This window comes from Mycolicibacterium boenickei (assembly GCF_010731295.1).
Taxonomy (GTDB): domain Bacteria; phylum Actinomycetota; class Actinomycetes; order Mycobacteriales; family Mycobacteriaceae; genus Mycobacterium; species Mycobacterium boenickei.
Genome location: NZ_AP022579.1, coordinates 1941961 through 1959297, shown reverse-complemented (window position 1 = coordinate 1959297; position 17337 = coordinate 1941961). Strand labels below are relative to the sequence as shown.

The following is a 17337-nucleotide window of genomic DNA, read 5'->3' as shown; positions in this document are numbered from 1 at the left end:
CCGCCGGGTGAACACAGCCACGTCGACCACGCCGCGGCGAGCAGGCGCCTGGGTCGCAGCCCATCTGGCGCAACGCCTGCTGCCGCTGGTCCCCACCCCGCGAAGTTTCAGTTCGGCGACACGACGGGTCACCCCACCTGAGATAGTCGACGTCCCCACCCGCCACGGCGTGGTCCGGTGCCTTGTCTATTCTCCCCACCCCGACGCCCCGCTCGCCGAGACCGGCGTAGACGGGCCGCCGGTCAACCTGCACCTGCACGGCGGAGCCTTCATCGTGCGCAACCCACGGCAAGAGGAATACATCGCCCACCACATCGCGGCGGAGGTCGGCGCAGTGGTCATCCTCGCCGACTACGCCACGGCGCCGCAGGTCCGGTATCCGACAGCCGAACAACAATGCTTCGACGTCGCGTCGTGGGTACACAGCCAAGCCGGCCGCCGCGGCTGGGACCAGGCCCGAATATCGGTGTCAGGCGCGAGTGCCGGGGCCAAGCTGGCCGTCAACGTGTGCCAACAGGCTTACCGTGCAGGCGATGTCAGGCTACGGGCGGCAGCATTGGCCTTCCCGGTGATCGACCTCAGCCGAGCCGACCGCACCTCTGACAAGGTGCGTCCACGGATCTCGCCTCGGATCCAACGACTGGCGATCGACGCCTACCTCGTGGACACCAGCCGTTCTCGAGAACCGCTGGCATCCCCGCTGTTCGATGACGACCTGGCAGCCGCGTTGCCGCCGACATTGATACTGACCGGCGAACTCGACACCCTCGGACCCGAGGGCGACCATCTGGCGGCACGACTGGCCGGCGCGGGTGTCCCGACCACTCACCATCGCCTGCCTGGCATCGACCACGGGTTCGCCAGGTCAGAGGCGGCCGCTGCCCACGACGCGATGAACCGTATTGCCGCCCATCTCGTCCGGCATCTGCGGTGAGCAGGGTCCGTTGGCCCATCGCGACAACCCACTGCCCACATGTTGGCGCATCCGCACGAGCGGACGACCCTGTCGCCTCCCTAGCTTGCTCGTATGCCTAGAACTCGATTCCGATTCAAGACCGCAGACCTCACCGATCGGGTCGTGGTGGTCACCGGCGCAGGCAGCGGTATCGGCCGCGAAGTAGCGCTGTTGTGTGCCCGGCGCCACGCCCTCCTGGCACTGTGCGACATCAACGAGGCCGCGCTCGACGGTACCGCCGAGATGGCGGAGAAGCTGGGCGCCGAGGTGCTGACCTGTCAGGTCGACGTGTCCGACGCCGACTCGATGAGCAGTTTCGCGCAGGCCACCTTCGAACATTTCGGACGGGTCGACCTGTTGGTCAACAACGCCGGAGTCGGTCTGGTCGGGGGCTTCTTGGAGACCGATGTCAAGGATTGGCAATGGCTGATCGGTATCAACCTCATGGGCGTGGTGCACGGTTGCGGCGCCTTCCTGCCGACAATGGCCGAATCGGGTCGCGGCGGCCACGTCGTCAATCTGTCGTCGGCAGCCGGCCTCCTGGCCAACCCCCAGCTGACCGCCTACAGCGCAACGAAGTTCGCGGTTCTCGGGTTGTCCGAAGCGCTGCGGATGGAATTGAAGCCTCATGGCATCGGGGTCACCGCGGTGTGTCCCGGCATCATCAACACCGCCATCACACAGAACAGCGTCATCCGCGGCACCGGGGACATCGACGAACGGCGCAAGCATCTCGCATCGGCCTACCAGAAGCGCGGGTACACCCCCGAGCGCGTCGCGAAGAACATCCTGCGCGCGGTCCACCGCAATCGTGCCGTGGCGCCGGTCGCCGCGGAAGCACACCTGATGTATGTGCTCTCCCGCACCGTCCCACCGCTGGCCCGGTGGCTCGCAGCACGCACCGCCGAATTATCCAAGCGACAAACCACATTTGAGGACCTGACATGCAACTGAAAGGGCGCAGCGCACTGGTGACCGGAGCGACGGGAGGCATCGGCCGCGCCATCGCACACGAACTCGCCGACCGCGGGTGCGCACTCACGGTGACAGGTCGGCGCGAGCTGGAACTCAAGCGGCTGGTCGGTGAGCTCGGACCACCCGCCCAAGCGTTCACCGCAGATCTCGCCGACCTCGACGAGGTGCGGAATCTGATGGATGATGCGGGCGACGTGGACATCCTCGTTGCCAACGCGGGCGTCGGCATCCCACAGGATCTCGCGATGTTGAGCGACAGCGAGATCGCGGAGGCCGTGCGCATCAACCTGCTGGCCCCGGCCGTACTCGCACGTGCGGCAGTGAACTCGATGACACGTCGCGGCCGAGGACACATCGTTTTCATCTCGTCGGGAGCCGGACTCATCGCAACGCCGGGGAACGGAGCGGTGTACACGGCCACCAAATGGGGCCTGCGCGGGCTCGGGCTTGCGCTACGGCAGGAGTTGCACGGCACCGGCGTCGGCGTGTCCACGATCTTTCCCGGCCCGATCCGTGACGCCGGGATGCTGGCCGACACAGGTGCCGCTCTTCCGCGAGGCTTCGGGACGAGCTCACCGGGGGACGTCGCGTGGGCGGTGGCCGCGGCGATCGAACGTGGCACACCGGAGACGACGGTTGCGTCGGCCGGCATCCGCCTGCTGGCCGGGATCGGTACCGTCGCACCGGTTCTGATCGGCGACCTCGCCCGCCTGGCCGGGGTCGGACGGGTCCGCGAGGCGATGCTCGGCCGCGTGTGAGCAGACCGCGCACAAAGCACAACGATCAGTTGGCCGGCCTGAGCGAATCGGCCTGTTCAGCAGCTGCTGCCGCGTCGGCCGGTTCGCCGACCACATCGGCCAGGGCCAGGGCGACACGCAGCTCGAGCGTGCGCCGCTCCAACGACCGTCCCAGCAGTTCCTCTGCCTGACGGATCCGGTAGGCGACGGTGTTGTCATGGACGTGAAGTCGCTTGGCTGTTCGTCCACGACTGCAGTTCTCGTCGAGATAGGCACGCAACGTGGCGGCGAGCCGTCGGGTGGTTTCGTCCGTCTCCCCCAGCCGACCGAGTTCGCGCCGCACGAACTCCCGCGCCTGGTCGATGTTGGCGGTCGCGAGGGCACGCAGCACCACGTTGTCGTAACGGGTGACACTGCCGGGCGGGCGGCCGGCGAGGCGGGCGACGCGTTGCGCCTCAACCGCTTCCACATAACTTGAGCGAAAACCCGTGATGCCGGCCGCCGGCTCCCCGATCGCGACGCGCACGCCCGGCGCACTCGCCGTCCGAAACCGTAACTCGTCCAACACTTTCGAGGGTATGTGACTGTGTGAGCTGATCCAGGCGGCCGTCGACAGAATTCCGAGCGGATGCACAAGCGGTTTCTGATTGCCGATGGCGGAGGCGATATCGCGAATCGCCGCCTCAAGAACCGCCTGCGTGTTGCGCCCTTCCTCGTGAGATTCCAGCCAGGCGATCGCGGCGACGTGGACACGGCGGACGTCGTGACGAAGCCGCCGGGTGGCCACGTCGATGTCGACGGGTTGTCCGGCCAGGATGGTGGCGATGGTCTCGGCTTGACTGGCCGCAGCGCTGCGCAGCCATCGGTCGCGCTCTGCGGTATACACCTCGTCTACCAGACATAGTGCGGCGTCGACATAGGCAAACATCCACGCTCCACCCAGCTCCGATGCACGGTGCAGTTCCTCGGCATTGCACGCATGTCGCTGAAGAATCTCGTTCAGATGAGTCGATGACGCGGCATGTGCGAGACGGTAGCTGCGCATGAGCGTGGTGAGCGGTATTCCGTGTTGAGCTCCGTCCCGCGCATAGTCCAGAGTCGGCGACTGCAGCTGTACCGCCAGGGCGGGGTCGTCCCCGGCCGCCAGTACTTTCGCGAAGTCGCGAATGCTCGCCTCGGTACTCGCACGATTGACCTCGAGGGCTTGTTCGTCGACAAGCAGGTCGCTCAACCGCGTACGGGTGTATTCGTTCACCGCCGCCGAGATTTCACCCGCCCGCTCGATGAGTTCGGCGGCGGCCGGCCGCAACACTGCCGACCACACCCGCCGCTGCTCATCACCCTGTGCGCCTGCCCAGGAGGGCTCCATGCAGTGCACGGTAGCGCCGCCCCCGGCCGACGGTGCGCAAATTGGACAACCGCCGGGCACAGCGTTGGCGCGCGCAGACAAGAGAACGCCGCCCTGTGCGGCGGACGATCTTCACATGCGACAACTGACCAGCCTCGACGCGCAGTTCCTGGCCATGGAGAACGACCGTGTCCAGGGGCACGTCAGTGTTCTCGGCATCTACGACTCCCACACCGCATCGGGCGAACCTTTGGATGCTGCCCTGGTTCGCGGTGTGATCAGCGAACGTCTGCATCTGCTGCCCACCTTCCGCTGGCGGCTCGCCCAGGTGCCTTTCTCGCTCGACTATCCGTACTGGGTCGACGACGGCTCCTTCGACATCGAGTACCACGTGCGCGAGCTGGCGTTGCCCGCACCGGGAGATCAGCGGCAGCTCGCCGAGCAGGTGGCCCGGATCATCGGCCGCCAACTCGACCGGGCGCGCCCGCTCTGGGAGGTGTACGTCATCCACGGACTCGACGACGGCGGCGTCGCGGTGCTGACGAAGATGCACCATGCCGCGGTCGACGGGGTGTCCGGTGCCGAGGTCATGAGCATCCTTCTCGACGACACCACGGGACGCGACCGGGAAGCGGCACCGACGATCGTCGCGGAGAAGTACCCGTCCGAGGTGGAGATGCTGGGCCGCGGTCTGGTCGGGCTGGCGAGCCAGCCGCTGCGGGTCATGCGCGCCGGCCCCACGGCCCTGCCACACCTCGACGACGTCCCGACGATCCGCCATCTGCCCGGAGTGAAGACAATCGCGCGCAGCAGCCGGCTGGTCAAACGCGCCCTGCGAGCCGGCGCCGGCGCGTCCGGCTTTCGGGGCAGTGACGTCACGGCTCCCCGGACCCGGTTCCAGGCTCGGGTGTCGCCGCACCGCCGCGTCGCCTTCGGCTCGATGTCGCTTGCCGAGGTCAAGGCGGTCAAGAACGCCCTCGGCTGCACGGTCAACGACGTCGTCCTGGCGATCTGTACGGCGGGCCTTCGGTCCTGGCTCGACAAGCAGGGTGAGCTACCCGCCGAACCCCTCGCGAGCTTCATCCCCATGTCCGTGCGGACCCCCGAGCAGCAGGGCACTTTCGGCAATCGGGTCTCGGTGATGATCACCGAGCTGCCCACCGATGTGGCGGATCCCGTTGAGCGCGTACGCCGGATCAACGAATCGATGAGCACCGCCAAACAGCGCCAGCGCGCGCTGCCTGCCTCGCTGTTGCAGGACGCCAATCACTTCATCCCGCCCGCACTGTTCGCGCAGGCAGCCCGGTCCCTGTCCCGCCTCGCCGGAATGCGCGGGCTCAATCAGCCGGCGAACGCGATGATCTCGAATGTCCCGGGGCCGTCGACGCCGCTGTACCTCGGCGGTGCCCGCCAACGTGCCCAGTTCCCGGTCTCCGGAGTGCTCGACGGGATCGGCATCAACATCACGGTGATGAGCTACCAGGACTCTCTGGAGTTCGGAATCGTGGTCGACCGCGAACTCGTCGATGACCCATGGCCGATCCTGGCCGCACTCTGCGACGGGCTGGAAGAGCTGCGCAACGCCACCCAGGCCACGCAGCCCAAGGCGCCGACCCGACGCAGCGCATCGAACCGGCGGAAGGCGACGTCGTGACCGGAAACACGTTGAGCAGCAACAGCATGGATGACTCTCCGCTGACGCTGACGAGCATCGTCGAACGCGCCGAACGATTCCACTCCGACGTAGACGTGGTGTCGCGGCGCCCTTCCGGAGCGGTCACGCGAACCACATTCGGCGAATGTGCGGTGCGCGCACGGTATCTGGCGAATGCGCTGAGCGCCCTGGGCGTTCACGAGGGCGACCCGGTGGCCACATTGTTGTGGAACCAGAGCGAGCACCTGGAGCTGTACTTCGCCGTGCCCGCCATGGGCGCGGTCATCCACACCCTCAACCCCCGGCTGTTCCCCGACGAGTTGGCGTTCATCGTCGACGATGCCGGAGACAAGGTGATCGTCGTCGACGAGTCCCTGCTGGAGGTATTCGAAACCTTCCGCGCGGTACACGATTTCCGCCGCGTCATCGTCGTCACCCACGACAAAGCGGCTCCCGAGGGAATGCTCGATTACGAAGCCCTCCTGGCCGACGCCGAACCGGCCGAGTGGCCCGTCCTCGACGAACGTCGCGCGGCAGCCATGTGCTACACCTCCGGCACCACCGGGCGCCCCAAAGGGGTGGTGTACTCGCATCGAGCGCTGGTGCTGCACTCGCTCGTCGCGGCGCTGCCCGACCAACTGTCCGTATCAGCCAGGGACACAGTCCTTCCCGTTGTGCCGATGTTCCACGCCAACGCGTGGGGCCTGCCATATGCCGCGGCACTGGCCGGCGCTCGCCTGGTTCTGCCGGGCCCTCGCCTCGATCCGGAAAGCATTCTCGACCTGTGCGCGGTGGAGCGGGTCACCATGACCGCGGGTGTGCCGACGGTGTGGATGGGCATGCTTGCGGCGCTCGATGCCGAACCGAACCAGTGGGACTTGCCGGAGCTCGACCGCCTGATCGTGGGAGGCGCCGCCGTGCCCCGGTCGATGTTGGAGGGCTTCGACCGCCACGGGCTGACCGTCGTGCAGGCCTGGGGAATGACAGAAACCGCTCCCCTTGGCGCGGTCTGCCGCCCGCCGGCCCGCCTCGACGAGGGCGAACGCGACGAGCAGTACGACTACCGCATGCGGCAGGGCGTAGCGAGCCCGTTCTTCGACATCCGCGCCCGCGACGACAACGGCGAAGCCATCGCCTGGGACGACGCCGCCATGGGTGAACTCGAAGTGCGTGGCCCGTGGGTGGCGGGCAGCAACCACGGCGGCCGGGGTACGGACAGCTTCACCGCCGACGGCTGGTTCAAGACCGGCGACGTCGTGCGCATCGATGCCCACGGATGCATCCGGATCTGCGACCGCTCAAAGGATTTGGTCAAGTCCGGCGGCGAGTGGATCTCCTCGGTGGACCTGGAGAACCAGCTGATGTCGCATCCCGCGGTCGCACAGGCCGCCGTGATCGCCGTGCCCGACGAACGCTGGGGCGAACGGCCTCTGGCGGTAGTGGTGCTTCAGGACGATGGCCACGCGTCCGCCGAGATCCTGCGCGAGCACCTGGCCCGGGACTTCGCCAAGTGGCAGCTGCCCGACCGCTTCGAGTTCGTCGAGGCGATTCCCTGCACTGCCACCGGGAAATTCAAGAAATCCGAACTCCGAAACATGTTCTTGTCAGCCTGAAAGGAAACGAACAGATGAGCCGCTACGACATCACCCAGACCAATCGAGCCGTGGAGCGCTTGATCGAGACGACGGACAACCCGCGTCACCTCTACATGCTGCACGCCTACAACCGGCACCGCTACCTGGAAATGGCCGGCCGCTACGAGGAGATCTTCGCCCCGGACATGACCGTCGAAAAGCCGGTCTACCACTTCAACATGCTCGGCAAGAGCGTCACCGTGGAAGGCACCGATGCGGTCAAGGGCCTGTACCACGCATGGAAGGACACGGCCCAGTGCATCTTCTACGCCGACGACGAGAAGCTGGCCATCAGCGATGACATGATCGTGTCGACGTCCTATATCTACCAGCAGACGCCGGGCGTTCTACTCGCGGCCGAAGGGATGGCGGCCGACCCCGAGGCCACCTATCTGGTCAAGACCGCCGAGCACATGATCTGGCCCTACGACAACGGCCGACTCGTCGGGGAAGACGTCTGGGAGTACGACGAAACTGCCCGGGAATTCATCCAGCTCGACCCAGCTGACGTGCTCACCGTCGAACAGTCGGCGAAGCTGCTCGATCCGTTGATCAAACCGCTCCCCGAGCACAATCCGTTCCTCGCGTGACGACGGCGGCCTGCGGGTGCGTTCACCCGACGACGCACCCGCAGGTCTCCCCCACCCGCAGCGTGGGCAGGAGGTCGCCGCCGAGCGGGTGATCCCCGAGCAGCCGGCCCAGCGCCAGCCCGGCCAGCGCGTCGACAGGTTGCTGGGCGGTGGTGAGCCGCAACTGCCCGTAGTCGACGGCGGCGCCGTCGAACCCCACGACCCGGATGTCCTCGGGCACGCGCAGCCCGGCATCGATGATCGCCCGCACCGTGGCAGCTGTCTGACCGTAGGTCCCCACCACCAGGGCTCGCGGGACGGGTGTCGCGCCGTTCAGAAAAGCGCTGACCGCGGCATACGCGCCAGACGGAGTGAGATCGGTCCGGATGAGCGGCACCTCATGATCAACACCGGAGGCAACACCCTCGAATCGCTGCTGCACGGTTTCCCGGTCGCCGTGGCGGACATCGTCCTCGGTGAAACCGCCGACGAACGCGATGTCACGACAGTCGTGAGCGTCGAGCAGGTGCCGGGCGAGCAATTCGCCGGCCTGGGCGTGATCGACCCCGACGATGTCGGCTTCGACATCACCGCGGATGTTGTGCATCCAGACCACCGGAATCCGTTCCTGCTGACAGAGCTTCGCGGTCTGCGGGGCGTTGGCCGCACCGACCACCAGGAGCCCGTCGACGCCGACCTCAGCGAATGCCGTGGCGAACTCGAGTTCCCGTTCGGGGTCGTATCCGGTGTTGCCGATCAGGGTCAGGTGATCACGCGCCCGGGCCTCGACCTCGATACGTCCGACGAACTGGCCGAACAGCGGCAGCGTGAGGTCGGGAACCAGCAGCCCGATCTGTCGCCACCGCCTCGAGCGGCGCAGCGCCCTACCCCGCGCATCCGGCCGGTAGTTCAACTCGTCGATCGCACGGATCACCTTGGATCGCAACAGCTCTGACACCGGGCGCGGGCCGTTGTTGAGCACATAGCTCACCACCGCCGTCGAGGTGCCGGCGCGGCTGGCCACATCTGCCAATGTCGGACGTTTCCCATTCACAACGGGTGGACCCTCCGCTCGTCGATGACCGCTCGAAAGAGTTTGAATCACCTCGATTGTGACGGTTCCATCCAGGTTTCGCCTGCCTCACGCTAATCGATTAGAACCGTAACGAGGAGGACCCGTGGTTGTAACCGGACGTTGGTGGAGTAACTGACATGGCATTTGTACGTCTCAATGGAGTCAGCTACCTCGATCCCGACCTGGTCCACGACAGCTATGTCCTGTTCACCGGCGCAGACGGAACCACCCGGGTGATCGACCTCAACGGCACCGTGGTGCACGAGTGGCCGTATGCCGGTGTGCCACCGCGCATTCTGGACCCTGCGCTCAATGACGGCCGGCTCGGCGACGTCGGGGTGCAACTGTCCGACAGCGACGACGCCCGCGGCGGCATCTACGCCAACGGCACCGTCGGCCAGCTCAACTGGAACGGCGAGATCGTCTGGGAGTGGGGCACCCAGGCACCCGACGGCGCGGCCCGGCAGAACCACGACTGGGAACTGCTGCCCAACGGCAATCGACTGATCCTGGTCACCGTGCCCCGGGTGGTGCCCGGTCTCGGCGAGCACACCGTCGGAGACCAGGGACTCTACGAGGTCACGCCCGGCGGCGAGATCGTCTGGCAGTGGCTGGCCGGCGACCACCTCGACGAGTTCGGATTCTCCGAATCAGGTTGGGAGGCCCTACGACAGACCGTCGCTCGCGACCCCGACGATCCCTGGGGCTACCTGGAGATGAACAGCGCCAAGACCCTTGGGCCCAACCGGTGGTACCTCGACGATCCGGACTCCGTCTTCCGCCCGGACAACATCCTGGTCAGCTTCCGCAAGGCCAACATCATCGCGCTGATCGACAAGGCCTCCGGTTCGATCGCCTGGAAGCTGGGGCCTTATTACGACGCCGAGTTCGGCGCCCAGCATCAGCGGATCAACGTGCACAAGGTGCCGCGCCCGGTCGATCAGACCTCCGGTCAGCACAACCCACACATGATCGCCGCGGGCCTGCCCGGTGCGGGCAACATCCTGGTGTTCGACAACCAGGGCGGCGCCGGATACCCGCCGGCCCCGCTGGGCATCTACGCCGGTTCCCGGATCCTCGAAATCGACCCGGCCACCAAGGAAATCGTGTGGCAGTACACCGCCGAGGACTCAGGTCTGCCGTCCTGGACCTTCTTCAGCTCGTTCGTCAGCAATGCCCAACGCCTGCCCAACGGCAACACCTTGATCACCGAGGGGATGCAGGGCCGGTTGTTCCAGGTCACCCCCGACGGCGACGTGGTGTGGGAGTACCACAGCCCGTATCAGGGATATGGGGTGGCCGGCGAACCCGAGGTCAAGCAGACCCGGGTGCCCGGGGTGGACCGGCTCACCCGGACCGCGCTGGTGTACCGGTCGCAGGCCGTGCCGTTCGACTGGGTGCCTGCCGGTGCCGCACGCGAACCGCTGCACCCCGTCGGTGTTGAAGCGGGAAGCGTGCCATGACAGCCGGTTTGGCGGTCCGCACGCCCGCCCTGGACCGCCTAGGTAGCACGCGTCCGGCCCGGGTGCGGTCGGCGTTCGCGCGGTTGGGTGTCCTCGGGTGGACGCTCGCCGGGCTGGGCATCGCCGCGGCGTTATGGTCGCTCATCGTGGCGACCGGACGGTTCCCCCGGCAGCTGTTCCCGAGTGTGCCGGAGATCCTCGCGGCCGGGCACACCCTGTGGACCGAAGGCTTGCTGGCCGACGACATCGTCGCCAGTCTGCGCAGGGCGGCAGTCGGTTTCGCGATCGGAGCCGCCGTCGGGATCGTCGTCGCGATGTTCACCGCCACCACCGCGGCGGGCCGCAACTTGCTACAACCCGTACTGCGGGTCTTCTCACCGATCCCGACGATCGGCCTCGTCCCACTGGCGATCCTGTGGTTCGGGCTTGGCGAGAACAGCAAGCTCCTGGTCATCGCCCTCGGAGTCTTCGTGCCGGTGTGGATCAACAGTCATTCCGGGCTGGCGAGCACACCGGTCGACTACCTGAAGGCCGCGCGCTGCCTGGGCGCCGGCCGGTGGCAGACCCTGTCCAGGGTGGTCTTGCCCGAGGCCGCCCCCGACATCGCGTCGGGCCTGCGGGTGGGCGCCGCGATGGCGTTCGTGCTCATCGTGGTGGCCGAGATGACCGGTACCACATCGGGTATCGGGTACCGGATCTCGCAGGCGCAGCTGTTCTCTCAGGCGGACCGGCTGATCTTCTGCCTGATCATCCTGGGCATCGTCGGTGCGCTGTGCGACCTGCTGGTCGCGTCGGCGACGTCCCCGTTCACCCGTTGGGCTCAAGAGGAGCGCTGAGATGGCCATCCAGACCCACGACCTCGTGGTGCGGTTCCCCGGTAAGCAGGAGCCGACCCTCAAGGGCATTTCGCTGACCATTCCGGACGGGTCCTTCTCCGTCCTGGTCGGCGCGTCCGGCAGTAGCAAATCCACCCTGCTGCACTGTCTGGCCGGCCTCATCACCGCGACCACAGGCTCGGTGTCCGACAACGGCGAGACGGTCACCGCGCCGCATCCGCGACGCGGTGTCGCCTTCCAGCGGGACGTGCTGTTCCCGTGGATGACGGTGGCCGACAACATCGACTTCGCCCTGGCCGCGCGACGGTTGTCAAAGTCCCAGCGGCGGGGCAAGATTCACGAGCTGCTCGACCTGGTGGGCCTGCATGACGAAGTCGCCGCGCAGCGGCCCGGCGAGTTGTCCGGCGGGATGCGGCAACGGGTCAGCATCGCCCGCGTGCTGGCCGGAGAGCCGTCCGTGATGCTGATGGATGAACCGTTCGCGGCGCTCGACGCACTCACGCGGCTGCGGATGCAGGATCTGCTGATCGATCTGTGGACCCGGTTGAACCGCACGATCGTCTTCGTCACACACGACATCGACGAGGCGATCCGGCTCGGCGACACCGTCAGCGTGCTGCGCGACGGGCAGATCGCCGATCAGATCACCAACCCGCTGAGCCGTCCCCGGCCCGCCGACTCCCTGGCCGATCAGCCCGGCTACAGCGAGATCCGCAAGACCCTGCACCACCAGCTCGGCATCGACCACGCCGTGCACTGATCCCCCACTCCCACAAAGGAACCCACAACGTGAAGACTCCTCTCCGGCGCATCGTCGCCGCCGTCGCCGCTGCCGCCCTCGCCGTGACCGGAACCGCCTGCACCGACTCGGGCACCGCGAACGCTGATCAACTCACCGTCGGGTTCGTCGTCGACCCGTCCTGGGCGCAGATCCCCGTCGCCGCCGACACCGGCCTGTTCGGCAAGCACAACGTGAACGTCAAGGTGGTGAACTTCCAGTCCGGCGTCGAGGCCTTGCAGGCCGCGGCCGCCGGTCAGGTCGACATCACCACCGCCGCCGACGTGCCGACCTCGGCCGCACTGACCCGCACCCCCACGCTGCGGGTGATCGCCGACGGTTCCCGTTGGGAAGGCTCGCGCATCGTGGCCCGGCGCAGCGCAGGCATCAACACGCTCGCCGACCTGGCCGGTAAGTCGATCGGCACCCCGCTGGGCACCAGTGCCGCCTACTACGTGTCGAACGCCTTGGCGCAGAACAACATCAAGGCCGAGCTGGTGCAGGTCGCGCCGTCGGCCATCGTCACCGCCGCCACCCAGCGCAATGTCGACGCGGTGTCTATCTTCCAGCCTTACCAGGCGCAGGCCATCAAAGCTCTCGGCGACGATGCCGTCGCTCTGACCGGCGGGACCTACAACCAGCACAGCCTCTTCGTCGCCACCGAATCGGCCGTCTCGACCAAGGGCAAGGCGATCACCGCCTTCCTGGCCGCGCTCGGCGACGCCGGCACCGCCCTGTCCCAGCACGACAAGGCCGCCACCGACGCCGTGGCCAAGGCCACCCAACTGGATCCTGAGCTGCTGGGCACGGTGCTCGGCGAGTTCGACTTCACCCTGCAGCTCAAGCCGGACCTGGCCGACAAACTGGCCGAGCTGGGAGCCTGGGCCAAGACCCAGAAGTCGATCGACCCGGGCACGCAGCTGCCGGACTACGCGAAGTTCCTCGACAACCAGTTCCTGCCGGAATCGAGCAAGTCGTGATGCCTATCAAGCCCGTACTCGCGCTCGATGGTCACGCAGCCGCAGCAATGCCGTCCCGAATGCACCGACCACCACCAGGTCGGAGGCCACGCCGCTGCTGACAGTCGCCAGTAGCCAACCGGCGATACCGGTGGCCAGCACGAACGGTGGCAGCCATTCGAACACCTGCGACCAGGACGGCACCGGATGCAGGGCATGCGGCGCCGCCTTCGCCCGGGCGTATTCGGGATAGAACTCGGTGACGGCCACCGCGAAGAACAGCGCGCCCAGCTGCAGGATCCACCCGGTCCAGAAATTGTCGGTGCTGCCGTACACCGCGTCGCCCAGGAAGCCGACGGACGCCGAGAAGCCGAACGCCGCCGCCCACACCGCGGTCACCACCATGTTGGTGCGCTTGAACAGCGGGGTGTCCCACCGGTCCGGCGGAGTGACATCGCGTGCATACGCCGTGGTGTACGGCCGGCCGATCACCACACTGACCAGGGCGAACAACGCGAGCGTGGCGTTGGTGATCTCCCCCGACCACATTTCCAGCCACGCCTTCTGGCCGCTGGAGGCCACCAACCCCACAGCCGCCAGCACCACGAAGAAGGCCACTCCGAGCCCCTCGAGCACGTGCACCGGGATATCGCGGCGCCGGTCCAGGGCCAGCACCAGCAGTGAGAAACCGAGCGCACCCCACACTGCGATCTCGTAGCGACCGGGGCCCGCCAGGATCGCCATCAGTGCCCACGGCACGATCCCGGACAACGGGGAGTCCAGAAACGCATCGAGGGCCTTGCCGAGCACGCGACGACGGTAGGCGACGTAGCTGGGAAAATCCCAAGACTTCGGGTTCTCCTCCGGCGGACCATGGAGGCATGGCCACCGACCTGGACACCCGTATCGACGAGATCGCCCCGGACATCTACCGGCTGTCCACCTGGATACCCGGGATCACCGAGCACGGCTTCACGTTCAATCAGTTCCTGCTGACCGGCGACGAGCCGTTCCTGTTCCACACCGGTCAAAGGTTCCTGTTTCCGCAGGTGTCGGCGGCCATCGAGCGCGTCCTGCCGCTGACCCGGCTGCGCTGGATCTCGTTTGGACACCTGGAAGCCGACGAATGCGGCGCCGTCAACCAGTTCCTGGCGACCGCACCGCACGCCGAGGTGATCCACGGCCCGCTGGCGATCATGCTGTCGCTGAACGACATGTGCGACCGTCCGCCCGTCACCGCACCCACCGAGGCCGCGCACGACATCGGTGGACATCAGCTGCGCTTCATCGCCACCCCGCACGTGCCGCACAACTGGGAGGCGGGGCTGTGGTTCGACGAGACGACGTCGACGCTGTTGGCCGGTGACCTGTTCACCCACACCGGTCAGTGCCCAGCCCTCACGGAATCTGATTGCGTTGCACCGGCATTGGATGCCGAAGGGCTGTTCCACGCCACCGGCCTGACCACGAACCTGGCGCCCACGTTGGCTCAGCTCGCCGAGCTGAACCCCACCACCTTGGCGATCATGCACGGCGCGTCGTTCCACGGCGACGGGGCCGGGCAGCTGCGTGCCCTGTCCGACGGTTACGCAGGGCTTTTCGGCGCGTCATAACCCGGCGCGACCATGGGCGATGCGTACCCTAGGCCCGGTGAAGGCGTGGCAATCGCTGAGCGCCCTGCTGGCCGTGGGTGTGCTGTTGTCCGGCTGCCAATCGAGCATCGAAGGCACCCCGAGCACCAGCCCGCAATCACCGACCGAACCCAGTTTCCCGACCGCGCGGCCCACGCGGTCCAGCCCGGCGCCCGCACCGAGCACCACCGCCGCAGCGCCACCCAGCACGTCCCGTGCGCCATCCGGCGCCACCCCGCTGGAGCCGGAGAACGGGTACGTCTTCATCGAGACCAAATCCGGCCGGACCCGCTGCCAGCTGTCCAAGCAGTATGTCGGCTGCGAATCGGATTTCGACGATCCGCCGGTGATCGACGGCGAGCACGCGACCGGGGTCCGGCTCACCCCCGACGGCCAGATCAAGTGGGTCGTGGGCAACCTCGGTGACATTCCGGTGGTCACCCTCGACTACCGCAAGTACAGCGCGGTCGGCTGGACCATCGATGCGAGCGAGGGCGGCACCCGCATCAGCAATGACGGCAGCGGACATGGAATGGTCATCGCTGTCGAAGGGGTCAAAACCTTCTAGAGTCGCTTTATGACTTCAAGCGAGAAGCCGAAGGCGGATCGCGCATGACTATCGCTCGGCGCGAACGTGCCGCCCTGGTCGAGTCCATGCGTGCCGCCGGACCCGATGCACCCACCCTCTGTGAGGGCTGGACCGCCCGTGATCTGGCCGCCCACCTGGTAGTGCGCGAGCGTCGCCTCGATGCCGCCCCGGGAATCCTGGTGCCTCAGCTCGCCGGCTACACCGAGCGCGTGCAGCAGAAGGTCACCGAAAGCACCGAATGGGACGACCTGGTCGACCAGATCGCTGCGGGCCCACCGCTGTACTCCCCGTTCAAGCTGCTCGACCCGCTGGTCAATGTGGCCGAGATGTTCATTCACAACGAGGATGTACGCCGGGCCCAACCTGATTGGGAACCAAGGGAACTCGATAGCGCGACCGTTTCCGCGCTGTCCCGCGGGATCGCCGCGATGGCCCGCATGACGATGGGCAAATCTCCGGCGCGGGTGGCCTTGACCACCCCGGCGGGCAAGACGCTGGCCACCGTCGGCTCCGGCCCTGAGGTGACGGTGACCGGAGAGCCCGGCGAGCTGCTGTTGTTCGCCGCCGGGCGCGAGCCGGCCCGGGTGACGTTCTCCGGCGACGACGCTGCCGTCGCCGCGCTGCGCGCCGCCCGGCGCGGGCTGTAGCACTCTAGGCTGGCGTCCGTGGACTTCCGTGTTTTCGTCGAACCCCAGCAAGGCGCTACCTACTCTGACCAGCTCGCGGTGGCTCGCACCGCCGAAGCCCTCGGCTACTCGGCGTTCTTCAGGTCCGACCACTACCTGGCGATGAGCGGTGACGGCCTGCCCGGGCCGACCGACTCCTGGGTGACGCTGGCCGGCATCGCTCGCGAAACCTCGACGATCCGACTCGGCACCATGGTCACCTCGGCCACCTTCCGCCATCCAGGGCCGTTGGCCATCTCGGTGGCACAGGTCGACGAAATGAGTGGTGGCCGCGTCGAATTGGGTCTTGGCGCCGGCTGGTTCGAGGCCGAGCACCAGGCGTATGCGATCCCGTTCCCGCCGCTGGGTGAGCGGTTCGACCGGCTCGAGGAGCAACTACGCATCCTGACCGGCCTGTGGGGCACACCGATCGGCGAGACGTTCGACTTCTCAGGCAAGCACTACACCGTCGTCGACTCCCCGGCGCTGCCCAAGCCCGCCCAGTCCAACCTGCCGATCATCATCGGCGGCATGGGAGCCAAGCGCACACCGGCACTGGCCGCGGAGTTCGCCGCGGAATTCAACATCCCGTTCGTGCCGCTGGACACCCTCAAGACGCAGTTCGCACGGGTGGCCGACGCGGTGACCGCGGCGGGACGGGCCGCGGACTCCCTGACCTACTCGGCGGCGTTCGTGCTGTGCGCCGGGCGCGACGAAGCACAGATCGCCAGGCGGGCTGCCGCGATCAACCGCGAGGTCGACGAGCTGCGCAGTAATTCGCCGCTGGTGGGCACGCCCGCCGAGATCGTCGACAAGCTCGGGCCGTTCCTGGAGGCCGGGGTGCAGCGGGTCTACCTGCAGATGCTCGACCAGTCCGATCTGGATCATCTGGAGCTGTTCGCGGGTGAAGTCATCCGTCAACTGAGCTGATCGAGACCCGCTCGGCGGCCGGGCATAGTATCGGACCCCGTGACCGGTGACGACGACGATCAGGGCCAGCCTCCCGAGGCGCCCTGGCATCACTCGACGCCGGCAGTGGCAGGGGCCAGCGCGGCTGCCCTCGCCGTGATCGGCCTGGTGGTGTGGGCGGCGATCGCGCTGACCGGCTCCGGCGGGCCCGAGGATGCGCCGATCGATTTCGTCCCGCCCACCTACACGTCGACGACGGTGAAGACCACGAAGTCCACCACCACGCGCACCACCAGCAGCCGCCTGCCCATCACCACCGAGTACGGCGTGCCCGGGGAGTCGGACACCTCGACGACGTCGCCCTCAGAGACCTCGGGGACCTCGACCACGTCCGAGACGTCGCCCACGTCGACGACTACGACCACCACCACGACCACAACGACGGAGTCGGGCAGCGCGGGCTACGGCGAGTACCCCACCACGACGCACCACCGGCCGCGCACCAACGTGACACGCACGCTGTATCCGCCGCCGGGCGGCTGAACCCGCCTACCATCGGC

18 protein-coding genes are annotated in these 17337 nt (G+C 67.2%); 15 read left to right on the top strand and 3 right to left on the bottom strand.

Going from position 1 to position 17337, the window contains the following annotated elements; genetic code table 11:
- Positions 1-7: 7 nt before the first annotated feature.
- The 3 genes from G6N57_RS09110 (at position 8) to G6N57_RS09100 (ending at position 2688) form a co-directional block, all read left to right on the top strand.
- Complete coding sequence (locus tag G6N57_RS09110; protein ID WP_077740162.1) at positions 8-934, top strand: alpha/beta hydrolase; 927 nt, start codon at positions 8-10, stop codon at positions 932-934.
- 93 nt (positions 935-1027) lie between these two features.
- Complete coding sequence (locus tag G6N57_RS09105; protein ID WP_077740161.1) at positions 1028-1909, top strand: SDR family NAD(P)-dependent oxidoreductase; 882 nt, start codon at positions 1028-1030, stop codon at positions 1907-1909.
- A complete protein-coding gene (locus G6N57_RS09100; RefSeq protein WP_077740160.1) occupies positions 1900-2688 on the top strand; it encodes an SDR family NAD(P)-dependent oxidoreductase in 789 nt (262 codons plus the stop codon). Before G6N57_RS09105 ends, G6N57_RS09100 begins: the two co-directional genes overlap by 10 nt.
- 25 nt (positions 2689-2713) lie before the next feature.
- Here G6N57_RS09100 and G6N57_RS09095 read toward each other — a convergent pair whose 3' ends face one another.
- On the bottom strand, positions 2714-4036 hold the full coding sequence (locus tag G6N57_RS09095) for a PucR family transcriptional regulator (protein ID WP_077740159.1): 1323 nt from the start codon (positions 4034-4036) through the stop codon (positions 2714-2716).
- 115 nt (positions 4037-4151) lie between these two features.
- On the opposite strand from G6N57_RS09095, the gene G6N57_RS09090 reads away from it, so the two are divergent.
- Genes G6N57_RS09090 through G6N57_RS09080 form a run of 3 tightly spaced genes read left to right on the top strand, consistent with a single transcriptional unit; the run spans position 4152 to position 7893 of the window.
- Entirely contained in the window at positions 4152-5669 is a 1518-nt protein-coding gene (locus G6N57_RS09090; RefSeq protein ID WP_077740158.1) for a WS/DGAT/MGAT family O-acyltransferase, read from the top strand.
- A gap of 26 nt (positions 5670-5695) precedes the next feature.
- Positions 5696-7282: a long-chain fatty acid--CoA ligase gene (locus G6N57_RS09085; RefSeq protein ID WP_077741858.1), complete on the top strand. Its 1587-nt coding sequence runs from the start codon at positions 5696-5698 to the stop codon at positions 7280-7282.
- Positions 7283-7296: 14 nt separating this feature from the next.
- Positions 7297-7893 carry a hypothetical protein gene (locus G6N57_RS09080; protein WP_077740157.1) on the top strand — a complete coding sequence of 199 codons (597 nt, stop codon included), beginning with the start codon at positions 7297-7299 and terminating at the stop codon, positions 7891-7893.
- A 22-nt stretch (positions 7894-7915) separates the two neighbouring features.
- Here G6N57_RS09080 and G6N57_RS09075 read toward each other — a convergent pair whose 3' ends face one another.
- Positions 7916-8896 carry a LacI family DNA-binding transcriptional regulator gene (locus G6N57_RS09075; protein ID WP_077740156.1) on the bottom strand — a complete coding sequence of 327 codons (981 nt, stop codon included), beginning with the start codon at positions 8894-8896 and terminating at the stop codon, positions 7916-7918.
- Positions 8897-9084: 188 nt separating this feature from the next.
- Between G6N57_RS09075 and G6N57_RS09070 the strand changes: the two genes are divergently transcribed.
- Genes G6N57_RS09070 through G6N57_RS09055 form a run of 4 tightly spaced genes read left to right on the top strand, consistent with a single transcriptional unit; the run spans position 9085 to position 13004 of the window.
- Positions 9085-10410 carry an aryl-sulfate sulfotransferase gene (locus G6N57_RS09070; RefSeq protein ID WP_077740155.1) on the top strand — a complete coding sequence of 442 codons (1326 nt, stop codon included), beginning with the start codon at positions 9085-9087 and terminating at the stop codon, positions 10408-10410.
- Complete coding sequence (locus tag G6N57_RS09065) at positions 10407-11246, top strand: ABC transporter permease (protein ID WP_077740154.1); 840 nt, start codon at positions 10407-10409, stop codon at positions 11244-11246. Before G6N57_RS09070 ends, G6N57_RS09065 begins: the two co-directional genes overlap by 4 nt.
- A 1-nt stretch (position 11247) precedes the next feature.
- On the top strand, positions 11248-12006 hold the full coding sequence (locus tag G6N57_RS09060; RefSeq protein WP_077740153.1) for an ABC transporter ATP-binding protein: 759 nt from the start codon (positions 11248-11250) through the stop codon (positions 12004-12006).
- Between the two features lie 29 nt (positions 12007-12035).
- Positions 12036-13004: an ABC transporter substrate-binding protein gene (locus G6N57_RS09055; protein ID WP_077740152.1), complete on the top strand. Its 969-nt coding sequence runs from the start codon at positions 12036-12038 to the stop codon at positions 13002-13004.
- Between the two features lie 6 nt (positions 13005-13010).
- On the opposite strand, the gene G6N57_RS09050 is transcribed toward G6N57_RS09055, so the two are convergent.
- Positions 13011-13793 carry a DUF3159 domain-containing protein gene (locus G6N57_RS09050; RefSeq protein ID WP_077740151.1) on the bottom strand — a complete coding sequence of 261 codons (783 nt, stop codon included), beginning with the start codon at positions 13791-13793 and terminating at the stop codon, positions 13011-13013.
- Between the two features lie 83 nt (positions 13794-13876).
- On the opposite strand from G6N57_RS09050, the gene G6N57_RS09045 reads away from it, so the two are divergent.
- Genes G6N57_RS09045 through G6N57_RS09025 form a run of 5 tightly spaced genes read left to right on the top strand, consistent with a single transcriptional unit; the run spans position 13877 to position 17320 of the window.
- Positions 13877-14596, top strand: a complete 720-nt coding sequence (locus G6N57_RS09045) for an oxygen-binding di-iron domain-containing protein (protein ID WP_077741857.1) — start codon at positions 13877-13879, stop codon at positions 14594-14596.
- A 37-nt stretch (positions 14597-14633) separates the two neighbouring features.
- Positions 14634-15182, top strand: coding sequence for a hypothetical protein (locus tag G6N57_RS09040; protein WP_234815589.1), 549 nt, complete (start codon positions 14634-14636; stop codon positions 15180-15182).
- A gap of 44 nt (positions 15183-15226) precedes the next feature.
- Positions 15227-15850: a TIGR03085 family metal-binding protein gene (locus tag G6N57_RS09035; RefSeq protein WP_077740149.1), complete on the top strand. Its 624-nt coding sequence runs from the start codon at positions 15227-15229 to the stop codon at positions 15848-15850.
- An 18-nt stretch (positions 15851-15868) separates the two neighbouring features.
- The gene (locus G6N57_RS09030) at positions 15869-16798 is read left to right on the top strand and encodes an LLM class F420-dependent oxidoreductase (RefSeq protein WP_077740148.1); all 930 of its coding nucleotides are present in this window, start codon (positions 15869-15871) and stop codon (positions 16796-16798) included.
- Between the two features lie 39 nt (positions 16799-16837).
- Entirely contained in the window at positions 16838-17320 is a 483-nt protein-coding gene (locus G6N57_RS09025) for a hypothetical protein (RefSeq protein WP_077740147.1), read from the top strand.
- Positions 17321-17337 lie beyond the last annotated feature (17 nt).